24 protein-coding genes and 3 tRNA genes are annotated in these 20,381 nt (G+C 65.5%); 19 read left to right on the top strand and 8 right to left on the bottom strand.

Features of this window, described 5'->3' with window-relative positions:
* Positions 1-11: 11 nt before the first annotated feature.
* From AC1X6S_RS11760 to AC1X6S_RS11745, 4 genes are all read right to left on the bottom strand, one after another.
* Complete coding sequence (locus AC1X6S_RS11760) at positions 12-734, bottom strand: hypothetical protein (protein ID WP_483405942.1); 723 nt, start codon at positions 732-734, stop codon at positions 12-14.
* The gene (locus tag AC1X6S_RS11755) at positions 731-1,435 is read right to left on the bottom strand and encodes an acyltransferase (protein ID WP_483405941.1); all 705 of its coding nucleotides are present in this window, start codon (positions 1,433-1,435) and stop codon (positions 731-733) included. Before AC1X6S_RS11755 ends, AC1X6S_RS11760 begins: the two co-directional genes overlap by 4 nt.
* Position 1,436: 1 nt before the next feature.
* Positions 1,437-2,954 (bottom strand): sugar transferase, encoded by a 1,518-nt coding sequence (locus AC1X6S_RS11750; RefSeq protein WP_483405940.1) that lies wholly within the window; start codon positions 2,952-2,954, stop codon positions 1,437-1,439.
* Between the two features lie 261 nt (positions 2,955-3,215).
* A complete protein-coding gene (locus AC1X6S_RS11745; protein ID WP_483405939.1) occupies positions 3,216-3,395 on the bottom strand; it encodes a hypothetical protein in 180 nt (59 codons plus the stop codon).
* Here AC1X6S_RS11745 and AC1X6S_RS11740 point away from each other — a divergent pair.
* Positions 3,394-3,825 (top strand): hypothetical protein, encoded by a 432-nt coding sequence (locus AC1X6S_RS11740; protein ID WP_483405938.1) that lies wholly within the window; start codon positions 3,394-3,396, stop codon positions 3,823-3,825. The two genes, AC1X6S_RS11745 and AC1X6S_RS11740, sit on opposite strands and share 2 nt — an antisense overlap.
* A 2-nt stretch (positions 3,826-3,827) precedes the next feature.
* Complete coding sequence (locus AC1X6S_RS11735; RefSeq protein WP_483405937.1) at positions 3,828-4,187, top strand: PadR family transcriptional regulator; 360 nt, start codon at positions 3,828-3,830, stop codon at positions 4,185-4,187.
* Positions 4,188-4,404: 217 nt separating this feature from the next.
* On the opposite strand, the gene AC1X6S_RS11730 is transcribed toward AC1X6S_RS11735, so the two are convergent.
* The 4 genes from AC1X6S_RS11730 to AC1X6S_RS11715 form a co-directional block, all read right to left on the bottom strand.
* Positions 4,405-4,477 (bottom strand) — tRNA-Phe (locus tag AC1X6S_RS11730).
* A gap of 63 nt (positions 4,478-4,540) precedes the next feature.
* Positions 4,541-4,614 (bottom strand) — tRNA-Asp (locus AC1X6S_RS11725).
* Between the two features lie 36 nt (positions 4,615-4,650).
* Positions 4,651-4,723: transfer RNA gene (locus AC1X6S_RS11720), tRNA-Glu, on the bottom strand.
* Positions 4,724-4,893: 170 nt separating this feature from the next.
* Positions 4,894-5,388: an inorganic diphosphatase gene (locus AC1X6S_RS11715; RefSeq protein WP_108391867.1), complete on the bottom strand. Its 495-nt coding sequence runs from the start codon at positions 5,386-5,388 to the stop codon at positions 4,894-4,896.
* Positions 5,389-5,432: 44 nt separating this feature from the next.
* Here AC1X6S_RS11715 and tilS point away from each other — a divergent pair, with 44 nt between their 5' ends.
* The 17 genes from tilS to cls all read left to right on the top strand — a co-directional run bounded on the left by tilS (position 5,433) and on the right by cls (position 20,378).
* Positions 5,433-6,449, top strand: a complete 1,017-nt coding sequence (gene tilS, locus AC1X6S_RS11710; protein WP_483405936.1) for a tRNA lysidine(34) synthetase TilS — start codon at positions 5,433-5,435, stop codon at positions 6,447-6,449.
* Positions 6,450-6,453: 4 nt separating this feature from the next.
* Positions 6,454-7,005, top strand: a complete 552-nt coding sequence (gene hpt, locus AC1X6S_RS11705) for a hypoxanthine phosphoribosyltransferase (protein ID WP_483405935.1) — start codon at positions 6,454-6,456, stop codon at positions 7,003-7,005.
* A gap of 141 nt (positions 7,006-7,146) precedes the next feature.
* Positions 7,147-9,147 carry an ATP-dependent zinc metalloprotease FtsH gene (gene ftsH / locus AC1X6S_RS11700; RefSeq protein ID WP_483405934.1) on the top strand — a complete coding sequence of 667 codons (2,001 nt, stop codon included), beginning with the start codon at positions 7,147-7,149 and terminating at the stop codon, positions 9,145-9,147.
* A gap of 5 nt (positions 9,148-9,152) precedes the next feature.
* Entirely contained in the window at positions 9,153-9,743 is a 591-nt protein-coding gene (gene folE, locus AC1X6S_RS11695; protein ID WP_483405933.1) for a GTP cyclohydrolase I FolE, read from the top strand.
* Positions 9,736-10,566 (top strand): dihydropteroate synthase, encoded by an 831-nt coding sequence (gene folP, locus AC1X6S_RS11690; protein WP_483405932.1) that lies wholly within the window; start codon positions 9,736-9,738, stop codon positions 10,564-10,566. Before folE ends, folP begins: the two co-directional genes overlap by 8 nt.
* 124 nt (positions 10,567-10,690) lie before the next feature.
* Positions 10,691-11,311, top strand: a complete 621-nt coding sequence (locus tag AC1X6S_RS11685) for a biotin transporter BioY (RefSeq protein WP_483405931.1) — start codon at positions 10,691-10,693, stop codon at positions 11,309-11,311.
* A 96-nt stretch (positions 11,312-11,407) separates the two neighbouring features.
* Positions 11,408-11,809 carry a dihydroneopterin aldolase gene (gene folB, locus AC1X6S_RS11680; protein ID WP_483405930.1) on the top strand — a complete coding sequence of 134 codons (402 nt, stop codon included), beginning with the start codon at positions 11,408-11,410 and terminating at the stop codon, positions 11,807-11,809.
* Entirely contained in the window at positions 11,806-12,354 is a 549-nt protein-coding gene (gene folK / locus AC1X6S_RS11675; RefSeq protein ID WP_483405929.1) for a 2-amino-4-hydroxy-6-hydroxymethyldihydropteridine diphosphokinase, read from the top strand. Before folB ends, folK begins: the two co-directional genes overlap by 4 nt.
* Entirely contained in the window at positions 12,351-12,824 is a 474-nt protein-coding gene (locus tag AC1X6S_RS11670) for a DUF3180 domain-containing protein (RefSeq protein ID WP_483405928.1), read from the top strand. The genes folK and AC1X6S_RS11670 overlap by 4 nt, the downstream gene beginning before the upstream one ends.
* Positions 12,825-12,930: 106 nt before the next feature.
* The gene (locus AC1X6S_RS11665; protein WP_483406701.1) at positions 12,931-13,449 is read left to right on the top strand and encodes a PH domain-containing protein; all 519 of its coding nucleotides are present in this window, start codon (positions 12,931-12,933) and stop codon (positions 13,447-13,449) included.
* The gene (locus AC1X6S_RS11660) at positions 13,446-15,233 is read left to right on the top strand and encodes a PH domain-containing protein (protein ID WP_483405927.1); all 1,788 of its coding nucleotides are present in this window, start codon (positions 13,446-13,448) and stop codon (positions 15,231-15,233) included. The genes AC1X6S_RS11665 and AC1X6S_RS11660 overlap by 4 nt, the downstream gene beginning before the upstream one ends.
* Complete coding sequence (locus AC1X6S_RS11655) at positions 15,230-15,958, top strand: Rossmann-like and DUF2520 domain-containing protein (RefSeq protein WP_483405926.1); 729 nt, start codon at positions 15,230-15,232, stop codon at positions 15,956-15,958. Before AC1X6S_RS11660 ends, AC1X6S_RS11655 begins: the two co-directional genes overlap by 4 nt.
* 24 nt (positions 15,959-15,982) lie before the next feature.
* Positions 15,983-16,843 carry a pantoate--beta-alanine ligase gene (gene panC, locus AC1X6S_RS11650; protein ID WP_483405925.1) on the top strand — a complete coding sequence of 287 codons (861 nt, stop codon included), beginning with the start codon at positions 15,983-15,985 and terminating at the stop codon, positions 16,841-16,843.
* A gap of 57 nt (positions 16,844-16,900) precedes the next feature.
* Entirely contained in the window at positions 16,901-18,421 is a 1,521-nt protein-coding gene (gene lysS / locus AC1X6S_RS11645) for a lysine--tRNA ligase (protein ID WP_483405924.1), read from the top strand.
* Positions 18,421-18,561: a hypothetical protein gene (locus AC1X6S_RS11640; protein ID WP_158270264.1), complete on the top strand. Its 141-nt coding sequence runs from the start codon at positions 18,421-18,423 to the stop codon at positions 18,559-18,561. The genes lysS and AC1X6S_RS11640 overlap by 1 nt, the downstream gene beginning before the upstream one ends.
* Positions 18,562-18,609: 48 nt before the next feature.
* Positions 18,610-18,819 (top strand): hypothetical protein, encoded by a 210-nt coding sequence (locus AC1X6S_RS11635; protein ID WP_483405923.1) that lies wholly within the window; start codon positions 18,610-18,612, stop codon positions 18,817-18,819.
* A gap of 128 nt (positions 18,820-18,947) precedes the next feature.
* Complete coding sequence (gene cls / locus AC1X6S_RS11630; RefSeq protein WP_483406700.1) at positions 18,948-20,378, top strand: cardiolipin synthase; 1,431 nt, start codon at positions 18,948-18,950, stop codon at positions 20,376-20,378.
* Positions 20,379-20,381: the final 3 nt, after the last annotated feature.

The raw sequence follows: 20,381 nt of genomic DNA, 5'->3' as shown, positions 1-20,381 counted from the left end.
GTGCTCTGTCCCTAGGCCGCAGTGAATGCGCCGAAGACGCTGTACGCGGTGTCGCCGGATGCGGAAGGGGTGACGGTGAGAAGGATCGTGTCCGTGCCCCGGGAGAACAGCAGAGCGCTCGAGCCCTCCGTTGCGGGAGCTATGGAGTCAACAAGATGGTGCGCAGCGAAACCGACGCGGTAGAACTCGAGGACGTCGGCCATGGTCGACGGCGTTGTGCCGACGAGTGTCACCTGGAGCCGGTTTTCGGCGGACGCGACGGAGCTCGACCGCACGGCCGTGTCCTCCTCGACTGGAATGATCGCCGAGGGGAACCCGGCAACGAGGGAGCCGGTGGCGCTCGCCGTTGCGGGCAGCGGAGCCGTGACGAGTCCCGGCAGCGGGGGAGAGACAGGGAGGCCGAGCGGGCTCGTTTGCTCCGGAGCGGGCAGGACTTCGGATGATGTCCGCTCGTTTACCGGTCCGGTTTCGCCGTCCCCACCCGGCTGAGCGGCACCGTTCCCGCCGTTCCCTCCGGACGGGGCGGACGGGTTATCGGTGGCAGCGGAGGGCGGGACCACACCGGTGCCTCCTGCTACGGCATCCGCCCCACCCGTCGACAATGGCGACGAGGTTCCTGGAACGTTGGCGGCGGGTGCCGTGTCGAGAATGGCGGAGAAGACAACGATCGAAGCGGCGAGGGTCAGCACTGTAACGATCGCGGTCAGTGCGAGACGAGACGCCCGGTCGGTCATCCGCCGGCCTTCGCCCGGGAAGGGACGTCAGCCGATCGGAGACGACCCGCTCCGCCTGTCTGCGGGAGGACCGCCGTGAGCACGCCATTGTGCTCGCGGTATTCATCTCCCGTCGATGGGCACTGGAACAGGCCGTCTCCGATGGATTCGAGGGGCACCCCGGCGCGGCCAACCCAGCCGATCCGGCGAGCGGGCACTCCAACCACCAGGGCGTGGTCCGGAACGTCCTGGGTCACCACCGCTCCGGCGGCGACGAGCGCCCATGCCCCGATGGTCACGGGGGCGATGCAGACGGCACGCGCCCCAATGGACGCGCCGGTGCGCACTGTGACGCCGACGGCATCCCAGTCCTCTGCATCCTTGCGTTTGCCGTCGACGGTGATGGCGCGGGGGAAGACGTCGTTGGTGAAGACGGCTGCCGGACCGACGAAGACGCCGTCTTCGAGAACAGCGGGCTCATAGACGAGGGCATAGTTCTGGATCTTGCAGTTGTCGCCGAGAACCACGCCTGGACCGATGTAGGAGCCGCGGCCGAGGATGCAGCCCGCGCCGATCCTGGCGCGCTCACGTACCTGGGCAAGGTGCCAGACGAGCGTGCCGTCTCCAATGCGCGCCAGGCCGTCGACGTCGGCGGTGTCCGCGATGTGCGGTGGCCTCCCCGGGCGATCCGACGCCTCGTGAGTGGCGAATGGAACGGTCATGTCAGTACGCCCCAATCGGCTTCAGCAGTACTTTGAGGGTGCGCCAGACGATCATGAGGTCGCCGGTGAGTGACCAGTTCTCCACGTAGTAGAGATCGAGGCGGACGCTCTCGTCCCAGCTGAGGTCGCTTCGTCCGTTCACCTGCCACATGCCGGTGAGTCCCGGCTTGATGTAAAGACGGCGGTGCACATGGCTCTCATAGGCCTCGACCTCCCGGGGGAGCGGCGGACGCGGCCCGACGAGGCTCATGTGGCCGAGGAGGACATTCCAGAGTTGTGGCAGCTCGTCGAGCGAGAACTTCCGGAGCACTCGGCCGATTGTGGTGACGCGCGGGTCGTCCTTGAGCTTGAACAGCACGCCATTTCCCTCGTTCTGGTCGACGAGTTGTGCGAGGTCGCTCTCAGCGGTGGTCACCATCGAGCGGAACTTCACCATCCGGAAGGTGCGCTGGCCGCGGCCAACCCGTTCCTGGGTGAAGAAGACAGGTCCGCCGTCGTCGAGTTTGATGAGCAGGGCGATGGCAACGAAGAGCGGGGTGAGGGCGACGATTCCGGCTGCCGTGGCCGCGACGTCGAATGCGCGCTTGAGGACGTGCTTTCCGCCCTCGAATTGTGGGATTTCTACGTGGATGAGGGGCAGCCCCTCAACCGGGCGAAAGTGAATCCGCGGCCCGGCGACATCCGTCAATTGCGACGCCAGGACGAGGTCGGTGGCCGTGCCCTCAAGTTGCCAGCCGAGGCTCCGGATGAAGTTCGCTCCGCCTTTGGGCTGACCGGCGATGATGACGGTGTCCGCACCGACATTGCGGGCGACCTGCGCAACATCCGTTGTACCGAGCACGGGAACAGGCTTCTGACCCGTCGTCACGGTGTGAGCATCCGTGTTTGAAACGACAGCGCCGACGACGTTGTACCCGGCACCCGATTTCTGCTGGATCTGGCGGATGACGTAGCCGACATCGTCGAGCTCCCCGACGACGAGGGCCCGGCACAGGTAGTGGTCGAGCGTGCGCTGCGAAACCAGCCAGCGCCGCCACAGCCAGTGGGCGCCGAGGAGGCTGACCGTGCCGAGGGGGAGGGCGAGCATGAAATATCCGCGGGCGATGTCGACCTTGAAGACCAGGAAGACGATGGCAAGGAGGCCGAACGCGGTGGCGCTGGCGTTGACGATGCGCTTGTATTCGGTTGCCCCGACACCGATGACCCGCGAGTCATGCACACCGAACGCGACGAGCGCCACAAGCCAGGCGACAACGATCGTGGCGGAGATCAGGATGTACTGGGCGTCCTCGATTCGCGCGCTCGCCGGGATGGCCTCGATTCCGAAACGGAGCAGGAAGGCTACCGTGACGGCGAAGACGATGGTGGCAAAGTCCGTGATGCGTAACCGGACGCGATAATTGCGGGCCCACACTCGCTCGGACTCCTGGCGGAGGGTGTGGTCGCGCGCGTCCGGAGCGGGTCGGGTCGAGATCCGGCTGAACCCGGGGAAGAAGATTCGTGATTTGATTTCGGTCATGGTGTGCCACGTCTGGTCGCTGAAAAGGGATGCCGTCTGAGGGGGCGCTGAGGTGGCTGGGTCAGAGGAGCGAGCCACGTGAAGTGGTGTCACTCCCGATGTTCGGGCGCGCCGGATAACGCTGACGACGCCGGGGCGTCGCGAAGTCCAGCGAGGAAGCTCGCCTTCCCGAAAAGCGAGCTTGCCTCATGTTTGGTGCACTATTGACAGTAGCGGCCGCGAGCCGCGCCGGGTCCCCCCAGATAGAGGGGTGAGGAATCCTCAGATACGGATGCCGTGCTGGCCACGCTGTCTGCCGACGACGTCGAGAGCATCATTTCCGGTCGAGATCATCCCGCGAAACTGGTGCTCTGGGCCGGAAGTGATGCGCTCGCCGGGCGCGGTGAAGACTTTCTGGCGAACACTACCGCTGGTAGTGTTCCATTGGTGCAGTGCCTTCATGACCACACAATCGATCGCTCCGGCCGCCGTCAACGCCCGTTCTGTACTTCTGCCATACCTGCTCGTCCTGGTTGTTGCAGTGGTGCTCATCCAGGTACTCATCGCACTGACCGGGGGAGAGGTCGGCACCCTCGCCGGGGTCCTCACCGCTGTCGTCGCCCTCGGTATCGGCACGTGGATGTGGCGCAACTACCGCACCCTCGCGAAGATTCGCTTCGGCATCGCGATCGCTCACACCATCGCTTTTCTCGCTGTGACGACGTCGTTCAGCGTGCACGCGGTGATTCGGGCGATCTCCGTCGAGTCCCCGGCCACTGAGCTTCTGGCGACTCCCTGGTTTGGCGCGACGCTTGTGATGAGCGCTGCCTGGGGAATCGGGCTGTTTCTTCATCTCACCGGCGCTGTGCTCGGCCGCGGCTGGGAAGACTGACCGTGACGCACCCCACCGAAGAGCAGGAATGGGCGGAAGGCCGGGTCGAATCGTGGGTGGAGACCTACAAGAAGTCGATGCTGACGCCGGTGATCCTTCGCGTGGTGGATGACCTTCAGCCGGTGACGATTGCCGCGATAGCGGACCAGGTTGCGTCGCGTACCGGCTGGTCGATTACCGAACGCAGCCTGTACCGGACCCTGAAGCGGCTTCAGGACGCCGGCCTGCTGCACAGTTCGGAGGTTGCGGCACCTCGAACCGGCGCCAAACTCAAGGAACTGTCGCTGACCGCGCTGGGGGCGCAGTTCCTGGCCGGCGTCGAGGCGAACCTCGTCGACATCTCAGGTCGCGGAGAGGCGTAGATCCGCGGACGAGGCCAGCCCAACCTCGCTCTTCAGCGAAAGCATCAGTTGCGGTCGAAAGCATCCGGCGCAACCGGTGTGTTCGACCGGAAGTGATGCGTTCGGCGCGGGAGGGCTGCGCCAGGGCCGGGGCCGGGGCCGGGGCTGCGCCGGGCTGGGCGGCCTGCGCGGTTAAATGAAGAAATCCCCGCAAGTAGAAGCCTTACGAGGATTTCAGTGGCTCCGACGGGCGTCGATCCCGTGACCTCACGATTTTCAGTCGTGCGCTCTACCAACTGAGCTACAGAGCCCAACGGCGTTTCTGCCGCTGGAAGGTGAAAAACCCTTCCTTTCGGAAGGGCTCTTCACTTCAGCGACCCTGACGGGACTTGAACCCGCGACCTCCGCCGTGACAGGGCGGCACGCTAACCAACTGCGCTACAGGGCCTTACTTTTTTACTTGTATTCAGTGTAGTAGTTATTGTGACCCCAACGGGATTCGAACCCGTGCTACCGCCGTGAAAGGGCGGCGTCCTAGGCCACTAAACGATGGGGCCGCGAGCCTTTGAGGGGCTCTGTAACTACCGAGAAGTAAGCATACGGTGCTCACACACGTTTTTGCAAAACGAGCGAGTGCCGTCGGCAAAAACCGCGGAATTCCGGGCCTTCGAACGACAAAACCCCGCATCCGGATCTGGATGCGGGGTTGTGTCGTTCAAACGGATGCCTAGTGGCCGCCTTCTTCGCGGAGCTTCACGAAGCCAGCCTCGACGATCGCTTCAGCTTCTGCAGCGTCGCCCCAGCCCTCGATCTTGACCCACTTGTTGGGCTCGAGGTCCTTGTAGCGAGCGAAGAAGTGCTCGAGTTCCTTGCGGGTCTGCTCCGGAACATCGGTGATGTCCTGGATGTGGGCCCAGCGCGGGTCCTTGTACTGGACGCAGACGACCTTGGCGTCCGAGCCCGCTTCGTCGCTCATGTTGAGCACGCCGACGGGGCGGACCTTGATGCCGACGCCCGGGAAGACCGGGTACTCGAGCAGCACGAGAGCGTCAACGGGGTCACCGTCGAGGCCGAGCGTGTTCTCGAAGTAGCCGTAGTCGACCGGGTAGGTGAATGCGGTGAACAGAACGCGGTCCAGGTAGACGCGACCAGTTTCGTGGTCGACCTCGTACTTGTTGCGGCTGCCCTTGGGGATTTCTACGACGACGTCGTAATCGGCCATAAGTGTGTTCTCCCTTGTGTCAAAGTCTGGAATAACGTTACTTGATGCCCACAAACAGCAATATCCGCCGCGAACCGCTCGATAAAGCGGTTGCCGAGGTGCGCCTCGCCGTGCGCCAGTCGCTCGCCGGAAACGTCCGTGAGGGCGAGGCGGTGCTCGTCGCCCTGAGCGGCGGGCCTGACTCACTCGCCCTTGCCGCAGCGACGGCTTTCGAAGCGCCAAAACAGGGCATTCGCGCGGGCGCCGTGATCATCGACCACGGTCTGCAGGATGGATCGGCGGATGTTGGGGCGTGCGCGGCGGACCAGGCGCGGGCGCTCGGCCTTGAGCCGGTGATGGTGATCCGGGTGGGCGTCGACGGTCACGGCGGGCCAGAGGCAGCGGCCCGCACCGCCCGCTACGCGGCCTTCGAATCTGCTCTCACCGACACCGGAGCATCCGCTCTTCTTCTCGGTCACACCCTCGACGACCAGGCCGAAACCGTTCTGCTCGGGCTGGCGCGCGGCTCCGGCGCGGGAAGTCTCATGGGGATGGCGCCCGTCAGCGGGCACTACCTCCGCCCGCTTCTCGGCGTTCGGCGCGTGGCAACGCACGACGCCTGTGCCGCCGAAGGACTCGAACCGTGGACGGATCCGCATAACAGCGACCCGTCGTACACGCGAGTGCGGGTCCGCCAGGCCGTGCTGCCCGTGCTCGAGAAGGAGCTTGGCCCCGGCATTGCTGAAGCGCTTGCTCGCACAGCCGAGCAGCTCCGGGAGGACACCGAGGCGTTCGACGCGATGATCGACGAGTTCATCGAGGAGATCTGCGAACCCGCTGAGGCCGGCATCGCGGTTTCCGTCTCCGCGCTGGCAGCGAACCCTCCCGCACTCCGGCACCGGATCATCCGGATGGTCGCATCGAGCGAGTTCGGTCAGTCCCTATCGCGAAGCCACACGCTCGCGATCGCGGCACTCGTCACCGACTGGAAAGGCCAGGGTCCGATCGATGTTCCCGGCTTCACAGTGACGAGGAACGGCGGCCGGCTCGAATTTTCGGCGCGACAGCCAGCGGTAGGATAAATCCATGGAATCGAGCGATATTGCAGGCGACCTCACGACCATCCTCGTCACCGAACAAGAGATTCACGACAAGCTGGATGAGCTTGCGGCTCAGATCGACTCCGATTACGAAGGCAAGGATCTTCTCCTCGTCGGCGTGCTGAAAGGTGCCGTCATGGTGATGGCAGACCTCTCCCGCGCCATGAAGAAGCACGTGTCGATCGACTGGATGGCCGTTTCGTCGTACGGCGCTGGCACGAAGTCCAGTGGTGTGGTGCAGATCCGCAAGGACCTCGATGCAGACCTCACCGGCCGCCATGTACTGATCGTTGAAGACATCATCGACTCGGGACTGACCCTGTCGTGGCTGCTCGAGAACTTCGCCTCACGCGGCGCCGCCTCGATCGAGGTCTGCGCACTGCTCCGCAAGCCGAAGGCTGCGAAGGTGGAGATCGACTGCAAGTACGTCGGATTCGACATCCCCAACGACTTCGTCGTCGGCTACGGTCTCGACTTCGATGAGCGCTACCGCAACCTGCGCGACGTGGCGATTCTCGCGCCCCACGTCTACTCCTGACCCGCATGTTTCCCCCGGCGTTTCCCCTTGCGGCGAACACAGAGGCGTAGCCCAGCTTTCTGGCGCTAGCCTTGAGGCCACGAGGCGCGTGTTGTCTCGCCGTACCTTCAGAAAGGTGTTGGGCATCCGCTCATCCGCACTATGAATTTCAAGCGCATCTTCAAAGGCCCGCTGCCGTACATCCTGATCGCGGTCATTGTCTTCTTCGTCGGTTCCAGCCTGCTCAACATGAATGGCTACAAAGAGGTGACCACCGAGCACGGACTTGAGCTGCTCGCCGACGGAAAAGTCGCCGAGGCGACGCTGACCGAGGGTGACAACCGCGCGGACCTGACCCTCGAGAAGGCCGACGGCGACAACGGCACAATGGTCCAGTTCTACTACATCAACGCGCGAGCGGCGGATGTCGTCGCTGCCGTTGATGAGGCGGCGCCCTCTGATGGTTACAACGACGAGGTACCGCAGCCCAGCTTCTGGCTGTCGGCGCTCGGACTGCTCCTCCCGCTCCTGTTGATCGGTGTGTTCTTCTGGATCATGCTCTCGAGCATGCAGGGCGGCGGGTCGAAGGTCATGCAGTTCGGCAAGTCGAAGGCGAAGCTCGTCTCGAAAGAGTCGCCGAAGGTCACCTTCGACGATGTCGCGGGCAGCGACGAGGCGATCGAAGAGCTCGAGGAGATCAAGGACTTCCTCAAGGAGCCCGCGCGCTTCCAGGCTGTTGGTGCCCGGATCCCCAAGGGTGTGCTGCTCTACGGCCCTCCCGGTACCGGTAAGACCCTGCTGGCCCGCGCCGTCGCCGGCGAGGCCGGTGTTCCGTTCTACTCGATCTCCGGCTCTGACTTCGTCGAGATGTTCGTGGGTGTCGGTGCAAGCCGTGTCCGCGACCTGTTCCAGCAGGCCAAGGAGAACGCACCAGCGATCATCTTCGTCGACGAGATCGACGCCGTCGGTCGCCACCGTGGCGCCGGAATGGGTGGCGGGCACGACGAGCGCGAACAGACGCTCAACCAGTTGCTCGTCGAGATGGACGGTTTCGACCCCAAGGCGAACGTCATCATGATCGCCGCGACGAACCGACCCGACATCCTCGACCCCGCGCTGCTTCGACCTGGCCGGTTCGACCGCCAGATCGGCGTCGACGCTCCTGACCTCAAGGGCCGCATGAAGATCCTCGAGGTGCACGCCAAGGGCAAGCCGATGTCGGAGAACGTCGACCTGGAAGTCCTCGCCCGCAAGACTCCCGGGTTCACCGGAGCCGACCTCGCGAACGTCCTCAACGAGGCCGCGCTGCTGACCGCTCGCTCGAACGCCCAGATCATCGACAACCGCGCCCTCGACGAGGCCGTCGACCGGGTCATGGCCGGGCCTCAGCGCCGCAGCCGTGTGATGCGCGACCAGGAGAAGCTCATCACCGCGTACCACGAGGGTGGACACGCCCTCGCTGCGGCATCGATGCGCAACACCGACCCCGTGACGAAGGTCACCATCCTTCCCCGCGGCCGCGCCCTCGGTTACACGATGGTCCTCCCGCTCGAAGACAAGTACTCGGTGACCCGAAACGAACTGCTCGACCAGCTCACCTACGCCATGGGCGGCCGTGTCGCCGAGGAGATGGTGTTCCACGACCCGACAACCGGTGCGTCGAACGACATCGAGAAGGCCACGGGAATTGCCCGCAAGATGGTCACCGAATACGGCATGAGCGCCAACGTCGGAGCCATCAAGCTCGGACAGTCGAGCGGTGAGGTCTTCCTCGGTCGCGACATGGGCCACCAGCGCGACTACTCGGAGCAGATCGCTGAAGAGGTCGACTCTGAGGTCCGCGCGCTCATCGAGCAGGCCCATGACGAAGCGTGGCAGGTACTGAACGACAACCGCGACATCCTCGACCGGCTGGCCGCTGAACTCCTCGAGAAGGAGACGCTGGACCACAACCAGCTCGCCGAGATCTTCAAGGACATCAAGAAGCTCCCGCCGCGCCCGCAGTGGCTGTCATCGTCCAAGCGCCCGATCTCTGAGCGTCCTCCGATCGCTGTGCCGATCACGAAGGCTCCCATCGATCCCGGCGCGACAGACGGCGGCGTCCAGAGCGACTCGAGCAACACGCCTCTCCCGCAGTCCGACCCGCGCCCAGCAACGGCGTAGCTCAGATGGCGGGGGTCGATAAGCCGCGCATCGAGGCGGCTGTCATCGAGTTGCTCGCGGCTATCGGCGAAGACGCGGAGCGGCCAGGGCTCGAGCGGACGCCGGCGCGCGTCGCCGACGCCTACTCCGAGTTCTTCGCAGGGGTTGGCGCGGATCCGCTCGACCACCTGCGCGAGTCGGTCCCGGTCGGCGATGACGGCACCGGCGAGGTTGTGCTCCTGCGCGACATCGCCTTCCGCTCGATCTGCGAGCACCACCTGCTCCCGTTCCTCGGCAAGGCGCACGTCGCATACCTGCCCGGGGATCGCGTTGTGGGTCTTGGTCGGCTGCCGCTCGTGGTCGACACCCTCGCGTCGAGGCCCCAGTTGCAGGAGCGCCTGACCGAGCAGATCGCGGATGCTCTCGAGCGCGGTCTTGAGGCACGTGGCGTTCTCGTCGTGCTCGACGCGGTCCACGGTTGCGTTGCTGCGCGCGGGGTTCGGCAGGCGAATTCGTCCACGGTGACCGTCGCAAGCCGCGGTGCACTTGCCGAGCCGGCACGCCGTGCTGAACTGTTTGCCCTGATCGGCCGCGGTACGACGGACCCGCATGCCTGATCGGGCCGAGACGTCCAAGCGGATGCTGGTCATGGGGATCGTCAACGTCACCCCTGATTCGTTCAGCGACGGCGGTCAGTTCCTCGACCACGAGCGTGCGGTCACCCACGCCAGGCGGCTCGTCGCCGACGGTGCCGACATCGTCGACGTCGGCGGGGAGTCCACCCGCCCCGGCGCGGAGCGGATCGGTGTGACCGAAGAGTTGCGCCGCATCCTTCCGGTGGTCCGCTCTCTCGCGGCCGACGGCATCCGCGTTTCTGTCGACACCATGAACGCCGAAACGGCCAGTGCCGCGGTCCAAGCGGGGGCCGAGTTCATCAACGACGTGTCCGGTGGCCTCGCTGATCCCCACATGGTGGCTGTCGCAGCCGACACCGGTGCGCCGTACATTCTCAGCCACTGGCGCGGGCACAGTGCCGACATGAACTCCCGCGCTCACTACGACGACGTGGTCGCTGACGTTCGCGCTGAGCTCGAGACCAGGATCGCTGCCCTTGAGGCCGGGGGCGTAGCGCGGGAGAGCATCATTCTCGACCCTGGTCTCGGTTTCGCGAAGACGGCCGACCAGAACTGGGAGATCCTGTTGCGAATCTCCGAGCTGCAGTCGCTCGGGCTGCCGGTGCTCGTCGGTGCGTCCCGAAAGCGGTTCCTGGGCGATTTGCTTCCGGAAGGCGCCCCGATGGGCGACCGCGACCTGCCAACGGCGGTGGTGAGCGCACTGCTCGCCGACGCGGGGATCTGGGGAGTGCGCGTGCACAGCGTGACCGCGACGGCGATCGCACTGGCTGCGCGGGCGCGCATGTCTTCCGGTTCGGCCGGTTAGAGGAACCCTTCACAGATTCCGGGTCCCCGTTGGGTCGAAACGACAACCCGCGCGAGGCCGATTAGCGGATAGTGTGTTGAACTGTGCCGCGAACGCGGCGCGAACGCTGTGAACTGGAGTTTGAATGACGACGGCAACGATTTCCCACTCTCGACTCACCCTGGCCGATCGCGTCGTGCCGCGGAGCGTCGTCAACAACATCGCCCTGATGGTGGCTGGCGTTGCCATCGTGAGCGCTACGGCAATGGTCGAAATCCCGATGTGGCCGGTTCCTGTGTCGGGCCAGACCCTCGGCGTCCTGGTCGTCGGCGCCTCACTCGGAGCGTGGCGTGGAGCCGTCTCGATGGCGATGTACATGGTGTTCGGCCTCGCCGGGCTGCCGATCTTCGCCGGAGCAACCGGCGGCATCACCGCTCTCGCCAAGCCGTCGTTCGGCTTCATCATTGGGTTCATCGCCGCTGCCGCCTTCGTCGGCTGGCTCGCCGAGCGCAACTGGGACAAGCGTCCCGTGCTCAGCCTCTTCGCGTTCCTCGGCGCGAGCCTCATTCCGTTCCTGTTCGGCATCCCGTACATGGGAATGATCCTCGGTTCGATGGGACTGCCGACGGACATCGGCACGCTTCTCGCCCTCGGCTTCTTCCCGTTCGTCGTCGGCGGCGTCGTGAAGTGGCTCATCGCGGCCTCTGTGCTGCCCCTCGCGTGGAAGCTCGTGCAGCGGGTCGACCGCCGCGGCGAGTCCAGCTAACCGCCCGTGCACCTGGCCCCGTCCTCCTGGACGGGGCCTTTTTCGTGCACTCCGGGCTCCGGCGCGGAGGCCGATGAGTGCCCGTAGAGTTGTCGGGTGACTACCGGCGACTCCATCACCCTCACGGGCATTCGTGTGCGCGCCCATCACGGCGTCTATGACTTCGAGCGGGAGGGCGGCCAGGACTTCGTCATCGACCTCACCGTGGGGATCGATCTTCGTCGTGCCGCACAGAGTGACGATGTCTCGGCGACCATCCACTACGGCGAGCTCGCCGAGCGGGTCGCTGCGGCCGTGGCATCCGACCCCGTCGACCTCATTGAGACCGTCGCAGAGCGGGTCGCGGGGATCGCACTCTCGTACCCCGCAGCAACCGACGTGCGAGTCACGGTTCACAAGCCGGATGCTCCGATCTCTGTTCCGTTCGGCGACGTCGCCGTGACCATCGTGAGGTCAGCGGCCCCGCACCAGGCCCTGACCGCGGAGGGCCGCTCATGAGTCCAATCCCGAAGCCGCCGATCCACCCGCCTGTGCGGCGCCACTCCCAGCTCGGCGGGCGCGATACCCCGGTGGTTCTCGCGCTCGGCAGTAATCTCGGCGACCGCGATGCGACACTTCGAGCCGCGCTCAAGCAACTCGAGGCCGCTGGCATCCGGCTTCGCGCGGTGTCGACGTTCGTGGAGTCCGTCGCCGTGAAGCCCGGGGGACCGGACCGGTCAGCACCCGGCTACCTCAATGCCGTTGCCCTCGGGACCACCGACCTGAGTCTGCGCGAGCTCCTCACGGCGATCCACACGATCGAGCATGACCTTGGGCGAGTCAGGACAGAGCACTGGGGAGATCGGACGCTCGACATCGACATCGTCACGTACGGTTCCCGCATCGTGAACGAACCCGATCTCGTGATCCCACACCCGCGTGCGGCGGAACGAGACTTTGTACTTGCACCGTGGCTCGAGGTCGAGCCTGACGCAGAGCTGCCGGGCCACGGCAGGGTCGACGCCCTGCTTTCATCGCTTCGGAGCACAGGGGAACCGGCATGACGCGCACGAAGGCAACGCCACTGATCGGACTCGCGGCGCTGGGACTCGCGCTTGGTTTCCTCCTCGAGCTTGGCTCGGAGTCGACAGGCGGGTCTCTTCTGATCCCGCCGATCAGCCTTCCCCTGACCCTCGTCGTTGTTGGTGCGATCATCGTCGGCTTTTCACTGCCGATCCGCCGCGCTGTCACCGGCAGGTCGAAAGCACCGGTCGATCCGTTCCAGTCCCTTCGGGTCGTCGCGCTCGCACGCGCCTCGTCGAGGGTGGGCGCGCTGCTCACCGGGGTGGCGCTCGGGGCGCTGATCTATTTCACGACCAGACCCGTGATGCCCGGAGTAGGCTCGCTGTGGCTGACGATAGGCTCATGCATTGGGGCCGTGCTACTCGCGGTAGCTGGCCTGATTGCGGAACACCTGTGCACACTGCCGAAGGACGATGACGATGACGCACCCGGAGCACCTCCCGCTCGCTGACGAGGCGAGGAACGCCCGGCACGCGGGCATCGACGGGGTCGATGACGCACCGGCCGCCGCTCAGCCGTTCTCGCCCGTGCACCCACCCGAAGAGCCGCCGGTCGAGGTGCCCGAGTACCGTGGCGGACCCGCCGCAGACGCTCCCCGACGGCTCGATCTTGCGAACGTCGAGTGGCACCGCGTCTCGCCCAAGTACATCGTGGTTGACCTGCTCGGGTATGCCATCACCGCCCTGGTGGTTCTCGCCGCTGCCGTCGTGATGCACGTCGTTCTCGATCAGCACTGGGTCTGGTGGGTCGCCGGGCCCCTCCTCGCCATCGACCTCATCTCGGGCGCACTCGCCCCGCGTCGCATCCGTTCGATCGGCTACCAGCTCCGGGACGACGATCTTCTCTTCCGCCGTGGCATCATGTGGCAGCGGCTTGTCGCTGTTCCGTACGGACGGATGCAGCTCATCGACATCAACCGCGGTCCGATCGCACGGGCGTTCGGACTCGCCGAACTGAAGTTCGTCACCGCATCGGCCGCAACGGCGATTCTGATTCCCGGGCTCCCCATCGAAGAAGCCGAAAGCCTGCGCGACCACCTGGTGGCGGTAGCGGAGAGCAGACGGACAGGGCTGTGAGCGACGAACGCGGTGCCAGCGGCATCCCCGACCCGTCAATTGCGCCGGGCGGGCAGCCGGAGCCGGTGCAGGAGCCTGTTCTGGCGCAGCAGCCGGCAGCTGTGTCGCACGCGGGCCCGGCTCAGCAGTCCGGTCCGGTGGAGCTGTCGGATGCTGCGCAGTCGGATGCCGTCGGCGAGCGGGCGGCGGCGAGCCAGGCTGTCCGCGAGAATTCTTCGCGCACACTGACCGACGGAGAGTGGCACAGGCTCCACCCGGCAACGCCGCTGCTCAAGGGCGGCATCGCGCTGATCGCGATCGCGGGTTTTGTCATCGCCAACCTCCGGGAACGTCTTGTCGACATCTTCCTTCCCGGCCAGGGCGACGGCCCCGAGGGTGACGGCTCGCGCACCTACGAATATGACCCGCTCACCTACGTCTGGGAACACGGGTACGTGCCCATAGCTCTGGCCGGGCTCTTCGTCGTTCTGCTGGTGATCATCGGCGGGTTCTTCCTGTCGTGGCGGATGCACACGTTCCGCGTCACCGACGAGGCGGTCGAGGTGAGGAGCGGCATCCTGTTCCGCACCCACCGGAAGGCGAAGCTCGACAGGATCCAGGGCGTTGGAATCAACAGGCCGTTCTTCCCCCGGATCTTCGGGGCGGCAAAGATGGACGTCAGCGTTGCCGGGCAGGATGCGAGCGTCAAGCTCGAGTACCTGTACTCCCGTGACGCGGACGACCTGCGCCGCGACGTTCTCACCCTCGCGAGCGGTGTGAAGCTCGCCGAGGCAGGCGTAGCGCCGAGGCCGACAGTCGGACCGGACGGAGTCGAAGCCTCCACCGACCCGGCGCTCACCCGGCTCGTGACGGAACGTGTCAACGAGTTCCTCGCGCCGGAGCTGGACCCCAATGCCGCCCCGCCGGAATCCGTCGTTCGAATTTCCCTCGGCAGGCTGATCGGATCGACGGTCTTGAGCGCAAGCACGGTGTTCCTCGTCGTGCTCGCCGTCGTTCTGATCGTCTCCCTCGTGAACGGACAGATCTGGGCGCTCTTCTGGTTCGTGCCCAGCGTCATCGGTTTCCTCAGCTACTACTGGTCGACGGTGATGAAATCCCTCAGGTACAGCATCGCGAAAACACCATCGGGCGTCAGGGTCGGGTTCGGATTGCTCTCGACGAGCAACGACACGCTTCCACCCGGCCGGATCCACGCCGTCGAGATCTCACAATCGGTGCTCTGGAGACCGTTCGACTGGTGGCAGGTGAAGATCAACAAGGCAGGGCTGTCGGCGGAGGCCGCGATGAGCGGAAAAGGCAACACGACGATCCTGCCCGTTGGGAACCTCACCGATGTCGCCCGGGTTCTCGAGCTGATCCTCGACGACGTGCACGCCGACGCGGCTCTCGCAGAGATGACCGCGGCGTTCCGCGCACCGCACACGTCGGGCTTTACCCTCGCGCCCCGTCGCGCCAGGTGGCTCAATCCGTTTGCGTGGCGGCGTACCGGGTACGCGGTGCACGACGGACTGCTCCTGTTCCGGCGGGGAGTGATCTGGCGCAGGCTCGACATCCTCCCGCTCGCCAGGATGCAGAGCATCGCCGTGTCGCAGGGCCCGCTCGAACGGGCATTCCGGCTCGCATCGGCTCGCGTGCACACCGTCGCCGGCCCGATCACCCCGACGCTGCCCGCCATCGGTTCCGATGAGGCGGTCCGGCTGTTCGAGCACGTCTCGAGCAGCGCGGTCCAGGCATCCGCTCGAGACCGCACGCACCGCTGGGCAGAGAACCGGGTGATCGCGTGAGCGCGAGAGCAGGCCGCCTCGGCATCGGCATTATCGGGGCCGGGCATGTTGGCCCGATCCTGGGCGCAGCCCTCGCCGGCGCCGGGCACGCGATCATCGGAATCAGCGCCATCTCCGACGAGAGCAGGGACAGGGCCGAGGCCATCCTGCCGTCGGTTCCGATCCTCGAAATCCCCGACATCGTCGAGCGCAGCGAACTGGTTATTCTTGCCGTGCCGGATGCCGAACTGCCCGCGCTCGTCGAGGGTCTCGCCGCGAGCTCGACCTGGCGGCCAGGCCAGCTCGTCGTGCACACCTCTCCCGGATCGGGCACCGCCGTCCTTGCGCCAGCGCAGGCGCTCGGCGCAATCCCCATTGCCATTCACCCCGCCATGGACTTCACCGGGACGAGCATCGATATCGGCCGGCTCAGCGAAACCTGGTTCGCCGTGACCGCGCCGGCGCCGGTGCAGCCGATCGGCCAGGCCCTCGTCGTCGAGATGGGTGGCGAACCGGTGATCGTCGCTGAGGCGGACAGGGCCGCATACGCCGAGGCGATTGAGATCGCGACGGCATTCTCCAGGTCCATCGTCTCGCAGGCCACCGGCATCCTCTCGGAGATCGGCATCGATCACCCCGGCGGCTTCCTGTCTTCCCTCGTGCGGTCGGCGGTCGACAACGCCCTTCGGGAGACGTCGAGGCCGGAATCCCTCGAGCCGCCGTACTTCGACGGCGACGGCCTGTAGCGGCTCAGCGGGTACCATCGGGGAGTGACCGACAGTATTACCAGCATCCGCACCCGCATCGATGAGGCCCGCAGCGAGGCCGTTGCCCGGGGCATCCGGAAACCCAGGGTCGTTCTCGTTCCCACGATGGGCGCGCTGCACGACGGACACCTGTCGCTGGTCCGTCAGGCGCAGTCGCTCGGCGACATCGTGGTCGTGTCGATCTTCGTGAACCCTCTGCAGTTCGGGCCGAACGAGGACCTCTCGACCTACCCCCGCACTCTCGAGCACGACACGGCGAAGCTCGCCGAGGTCGGTGTTCACCTGGTATTCGCTCCGACTGCCGCCGAGATGTACCCGGATGGCGACATCGGCACGCGCGTGACCGCCGGCGATGTCGGCACCCTTCTCGAGGGACGCACCCGGCCGGGCCACTTCGACGGTGTACTGACCGTGGTCTCCAAGCTGTTCCACATCGTGTCACCGGATGTCGCGGTGTTCGGCGAGAAGGACGGCCAGCAGCTGTTCCTCGTCAAGCGCATGGTGCGGGACCTCAACTTCCCGCTCGAGGTGCACGGCGTCAGCACGGTGCGCGCCGAAGACGGCCTGGCCCTCTCAAGCAGGAACGCTTTCCTGTCCGACAGCGAGCGGCAGGCGGCCCTCGCGCTGTCGCGCGCGCTCGAGGCGGCGGCATCCGCTGGCCAGCAGGGAGTCGATGCGGTGCTCGCTGCCGCGCACGGGGTGATCGACGGTGAGCCGCTCGTCGAACTCGACTATTTCGCCGTCGTCGACCCGGCCACGTTCTCGCCCGTCGACGAGGGCTACACCGGCCCGGTTCTAGCGCTCATCGCTGCGCGGGTCGGAACCACCAGGCTGATCGACAACAGGACCATCATCGTTTCCTGATTCCTGCTGCAAGCCGGTGCCCGTAAACTTAACCGACCCCACAAGGAGACGTCCCGAATGACTCACGCCCCAACCGCCGCCGAGGCCACCGAACCGACCGCCGAGGAGATCTTCGAGCAGAAGGCCGTGCGGCTGGCGAAGCGCGAACGCCTCATCGAGAGCGCGACGGATGCCGCTGGCGGGGCTTACCCGGTAAGCGTTCCCGTCACGACGACCATCCCTGAAGTCCGCGCGAAGTTCGGGCACCTCGAAGCCGACGAGACGACGGGGGAGACGGTCGGCATTGCCGGGCGCATCGTCTTCCTTCGCAACACGGGCAAGCTCTGTTTCGCAACGCTCCAGTCCGGCGACGGAAGCCGGATCCAGGCCATGGTATCGCTCGCTGAAGTCGGCGCTGAGTCGCTCGCCGAATGGAAGGAACTCGTCGACCTCGGCGACCACCTCTTCGTCTCGGGTGAGGTCATCTCCAGCCGCCGCGGCGAGCTCTCCGTCATGGTGCGCGAGTGGACCATCGCGTCGAAGGCGATCCTTCCGCTGCCGAACCTGCACAACGAACTCAGCGAAGAGAGCAGGGTACGCAGCCGCTACCTCGATCTCATCGCCCGCGACCAGGCCCGCCAGAACGTCATCATGCGGTCAAAGACCGTCTCGAGCCTGCGCCACACCTTCACCGAGCGCGGCTTCCTCGAGATCGAGACGCCCATGCTCCAGGTCATGCACGGCGGCGCATCGGCGCGACCGTTCACCACCCACTCGAACGCCTTCGACACCGACCTCTACCTGCGGATCGCGCCGGAGCTCTACCTCAAGCGCGCCGTCGTCGGCGGCATCGACCGGGTCTACGAGATCAACCGCAACTTCCGCAATGAAGGCGCCGACTCGACGCACAGCCCCGAGTTCGCGATGCTCGAGGCGTATGAGGCATACGGCGACTACAACTCGATCGCCGACCTGACCCAGACGCTGATTCAGGATGCCGCTCTCGCGGTGTCCGGATCGCACACGGTGACGTGGGCCGACGGTACCGAGTACGACCTCGGTGGGAACTGGGCCCGGATCTCGATGTTCGAGAGCCTCAGCGAGGCCGCCGGAGTGGAGATCACGCCGGAGACGCCTCTCGAGGAACTCAAGGCCCTCGCCGACCGTGAGGGAATCGTCGTTCCCCACCCGATCCACGGCAAGTATGTCGAGGAACTCTGGGAGCACTTCGTCAAGGGCGACCTCGTTGCGCCGACCTTCGTCATGGACTTCCCGGTGGACACCTCCCCGCTCGTTCGCGCACACCGCTCGAAGGCCGGTGTCGTCGAGAAGTGGGACCTGTACATCCGCGGCTTCGAACTGGCAACCGGATATTCCGAGCTCGTCGACCCCGTCGTCCAGCGCGAGCGCTTCGTCGAGCAGGCCCGCCTCGCGGCGGGTGGCGACGTCGAGGCCATGCGTCTTGACGAGGAGTTCCTCCGCGCCCTCGAGCACGGCATGCCCCCGACCGGCGGAATGGGCATGGGAATCGACCGCCTGCTGATGGCGCTCACCGGACTCGGCATCCGGGAGACCATCCTCTTCCCCCTGGTGAAGTGATGAACGACTTCCTGCCGAAGGACGTGACGGACCCCAGAGACCCGAAAAAGCCGTCGGGAAACCGGATCGCGATCTGGGTGATCGTCGGCGGAGTCGGACTGTATCTGCTGCTCAGCGGCATTTGGGGCATCCTTACCTAGCCTGCCCACAGCATCCGTTCACCGTAACCGGGGTATTCTTAGGCTGTCATGGACAATTTCTGGTTAAACGCGTTGTGGTCGCTCGCTCCGACCGTCCTGGTCGGGCTGATTTTCTGGGTCATCATGCGCGCGATCATTCGGTCGGACCGTGACGAGCGGGCCGCATACGCGAAGGTCGAAGCAACGGAACGCGCCCGCCTCGGCCTTCCGGCCCAGGATCCCCACTCCACGGGTGGGTCGCGCGAGGCGGCGAACTGATCCGTCGCCGCTGACGGATAGGCTGGCTGTCACTACCCCAATGACAGGAGCGGTTCGTGGACGTTGCGTCATTCTGGGCCGGCTTCTGGGCCTGGGTTGCCACAGCCTTCACCGGTAACTGGACGCTCATTCTATTCTGGGCCGTCGACTTCATCATCCGGGTGATCGCCGTCATCGTTGTTCCGCGGAACCGGCGGCCGTCGGCCGCGATGGCCTGGCTTCTCGCCATCTTCCTGATTCCGTACGTCGGGGTCATCGCGTTCATCCTGATCGGAAACCCGAAACTCCCGCGATACCGCCGCAATATTCAGGACGAGATCAACGAGTTCATCAGGATCGCCGCCGAGAATCTCCCCAAGCAGGAGTTGCGACCGAACCCGCCCGCCTGGTTCTCCTCGCTCGTGCAGCTGAACCGCAACCTCGGTGCGCTGCCGCTGCTCGGTGGGAACGAAGCCAGGCTTCTCGCCGACTACAACCACACGCTCGATGCGATGACAGCCGCGGTCGACGCTGCCGCGGTCTCGGTCAACGTGGAGTTTTACATCCTCAGTTGCGACAAGACCACCGAGCCGTTCTTCGAGGCGCTCGAGCGCGCGGTGGCGCGGGGCGTCACCGTGCGGGTGCTGCTCGATCACGTCGCCAACCTCCGCACCAAGGGCTACCTCAAGACGAAGAAGCGCCTCGATGAGATCGGCGCCGACTGGCACCTGATGCTCCCGCTCCAGCCCTGGCGCTGGAAATTCCAGCGCCCTGACCTGCGCAATCACCGCAAGATCCTCGTCGTCGACGGACTCGTCGCGTTTCTCGGGTCGCAGAACGTCATCGATCGCTCGTACAACAAGCGGGGGAACATCCGTCGTGGGCTGCAATGGCAGGAACTTGTTGCTTACGTCGAAGGGCCTGTCGTCGGCGGCATCCAGGCGATCTTCCTCAGCGACTGGTACAGCGAAACCGGCGAGCTGCTCTCGAGCGAGATCGACCTCGTGGACCCTGACAACGAGGACGGCCACCTCGACTGCCAGGTGGTGCCGAGCGGTCCGGGGTTCGACGGTGAGAACAACCTGCGGCTCTTCCTCGGACTGCTCTATTCGGCCCAGAAACGCATTGTGATCACCAGCCCGTATTTCGTGCCGGACGAGGCGATGCTCTACGCCATCACTACCGCGGTGCAGCGCGGCGTTCCTGTCGACCTGTTCGTGTCGGAGGTCGGCGATCAGGCGCTCGTCTACCACGCACAGCGTTCGTACTACGAAGCGCTGCTTCGTGCAGGCGTGCGTATTTATCTGTACCCGGCCCCATACATCCTTCACGCGAAGCACTTCACCATCGATGACGATGTCGCCGTCATCGGATCGAGCAATATGGACATGCGCTCGTTCGGGCTCAACCTCGAGGTCTCGCTGATGGTCAGGGGCGACACGTTCGTGAGGGACATGCGCGCGGTCGAAGACGAGTACCGGGTGAAGAGCCGGGAGCTCACGCTCGACGAATGGATGAAGCAGCCGCTCCGTTCGACCGTGCTCGACAACCTCGCCCGGTTGACGTCGGCGCTGCAGTAGCGG

The organism is Mycetocola sp. Y442, from assembly GCF_056898615.1.
This window is presented reverse-complemented; position numbering and strand designations above follow the sequence as displayed.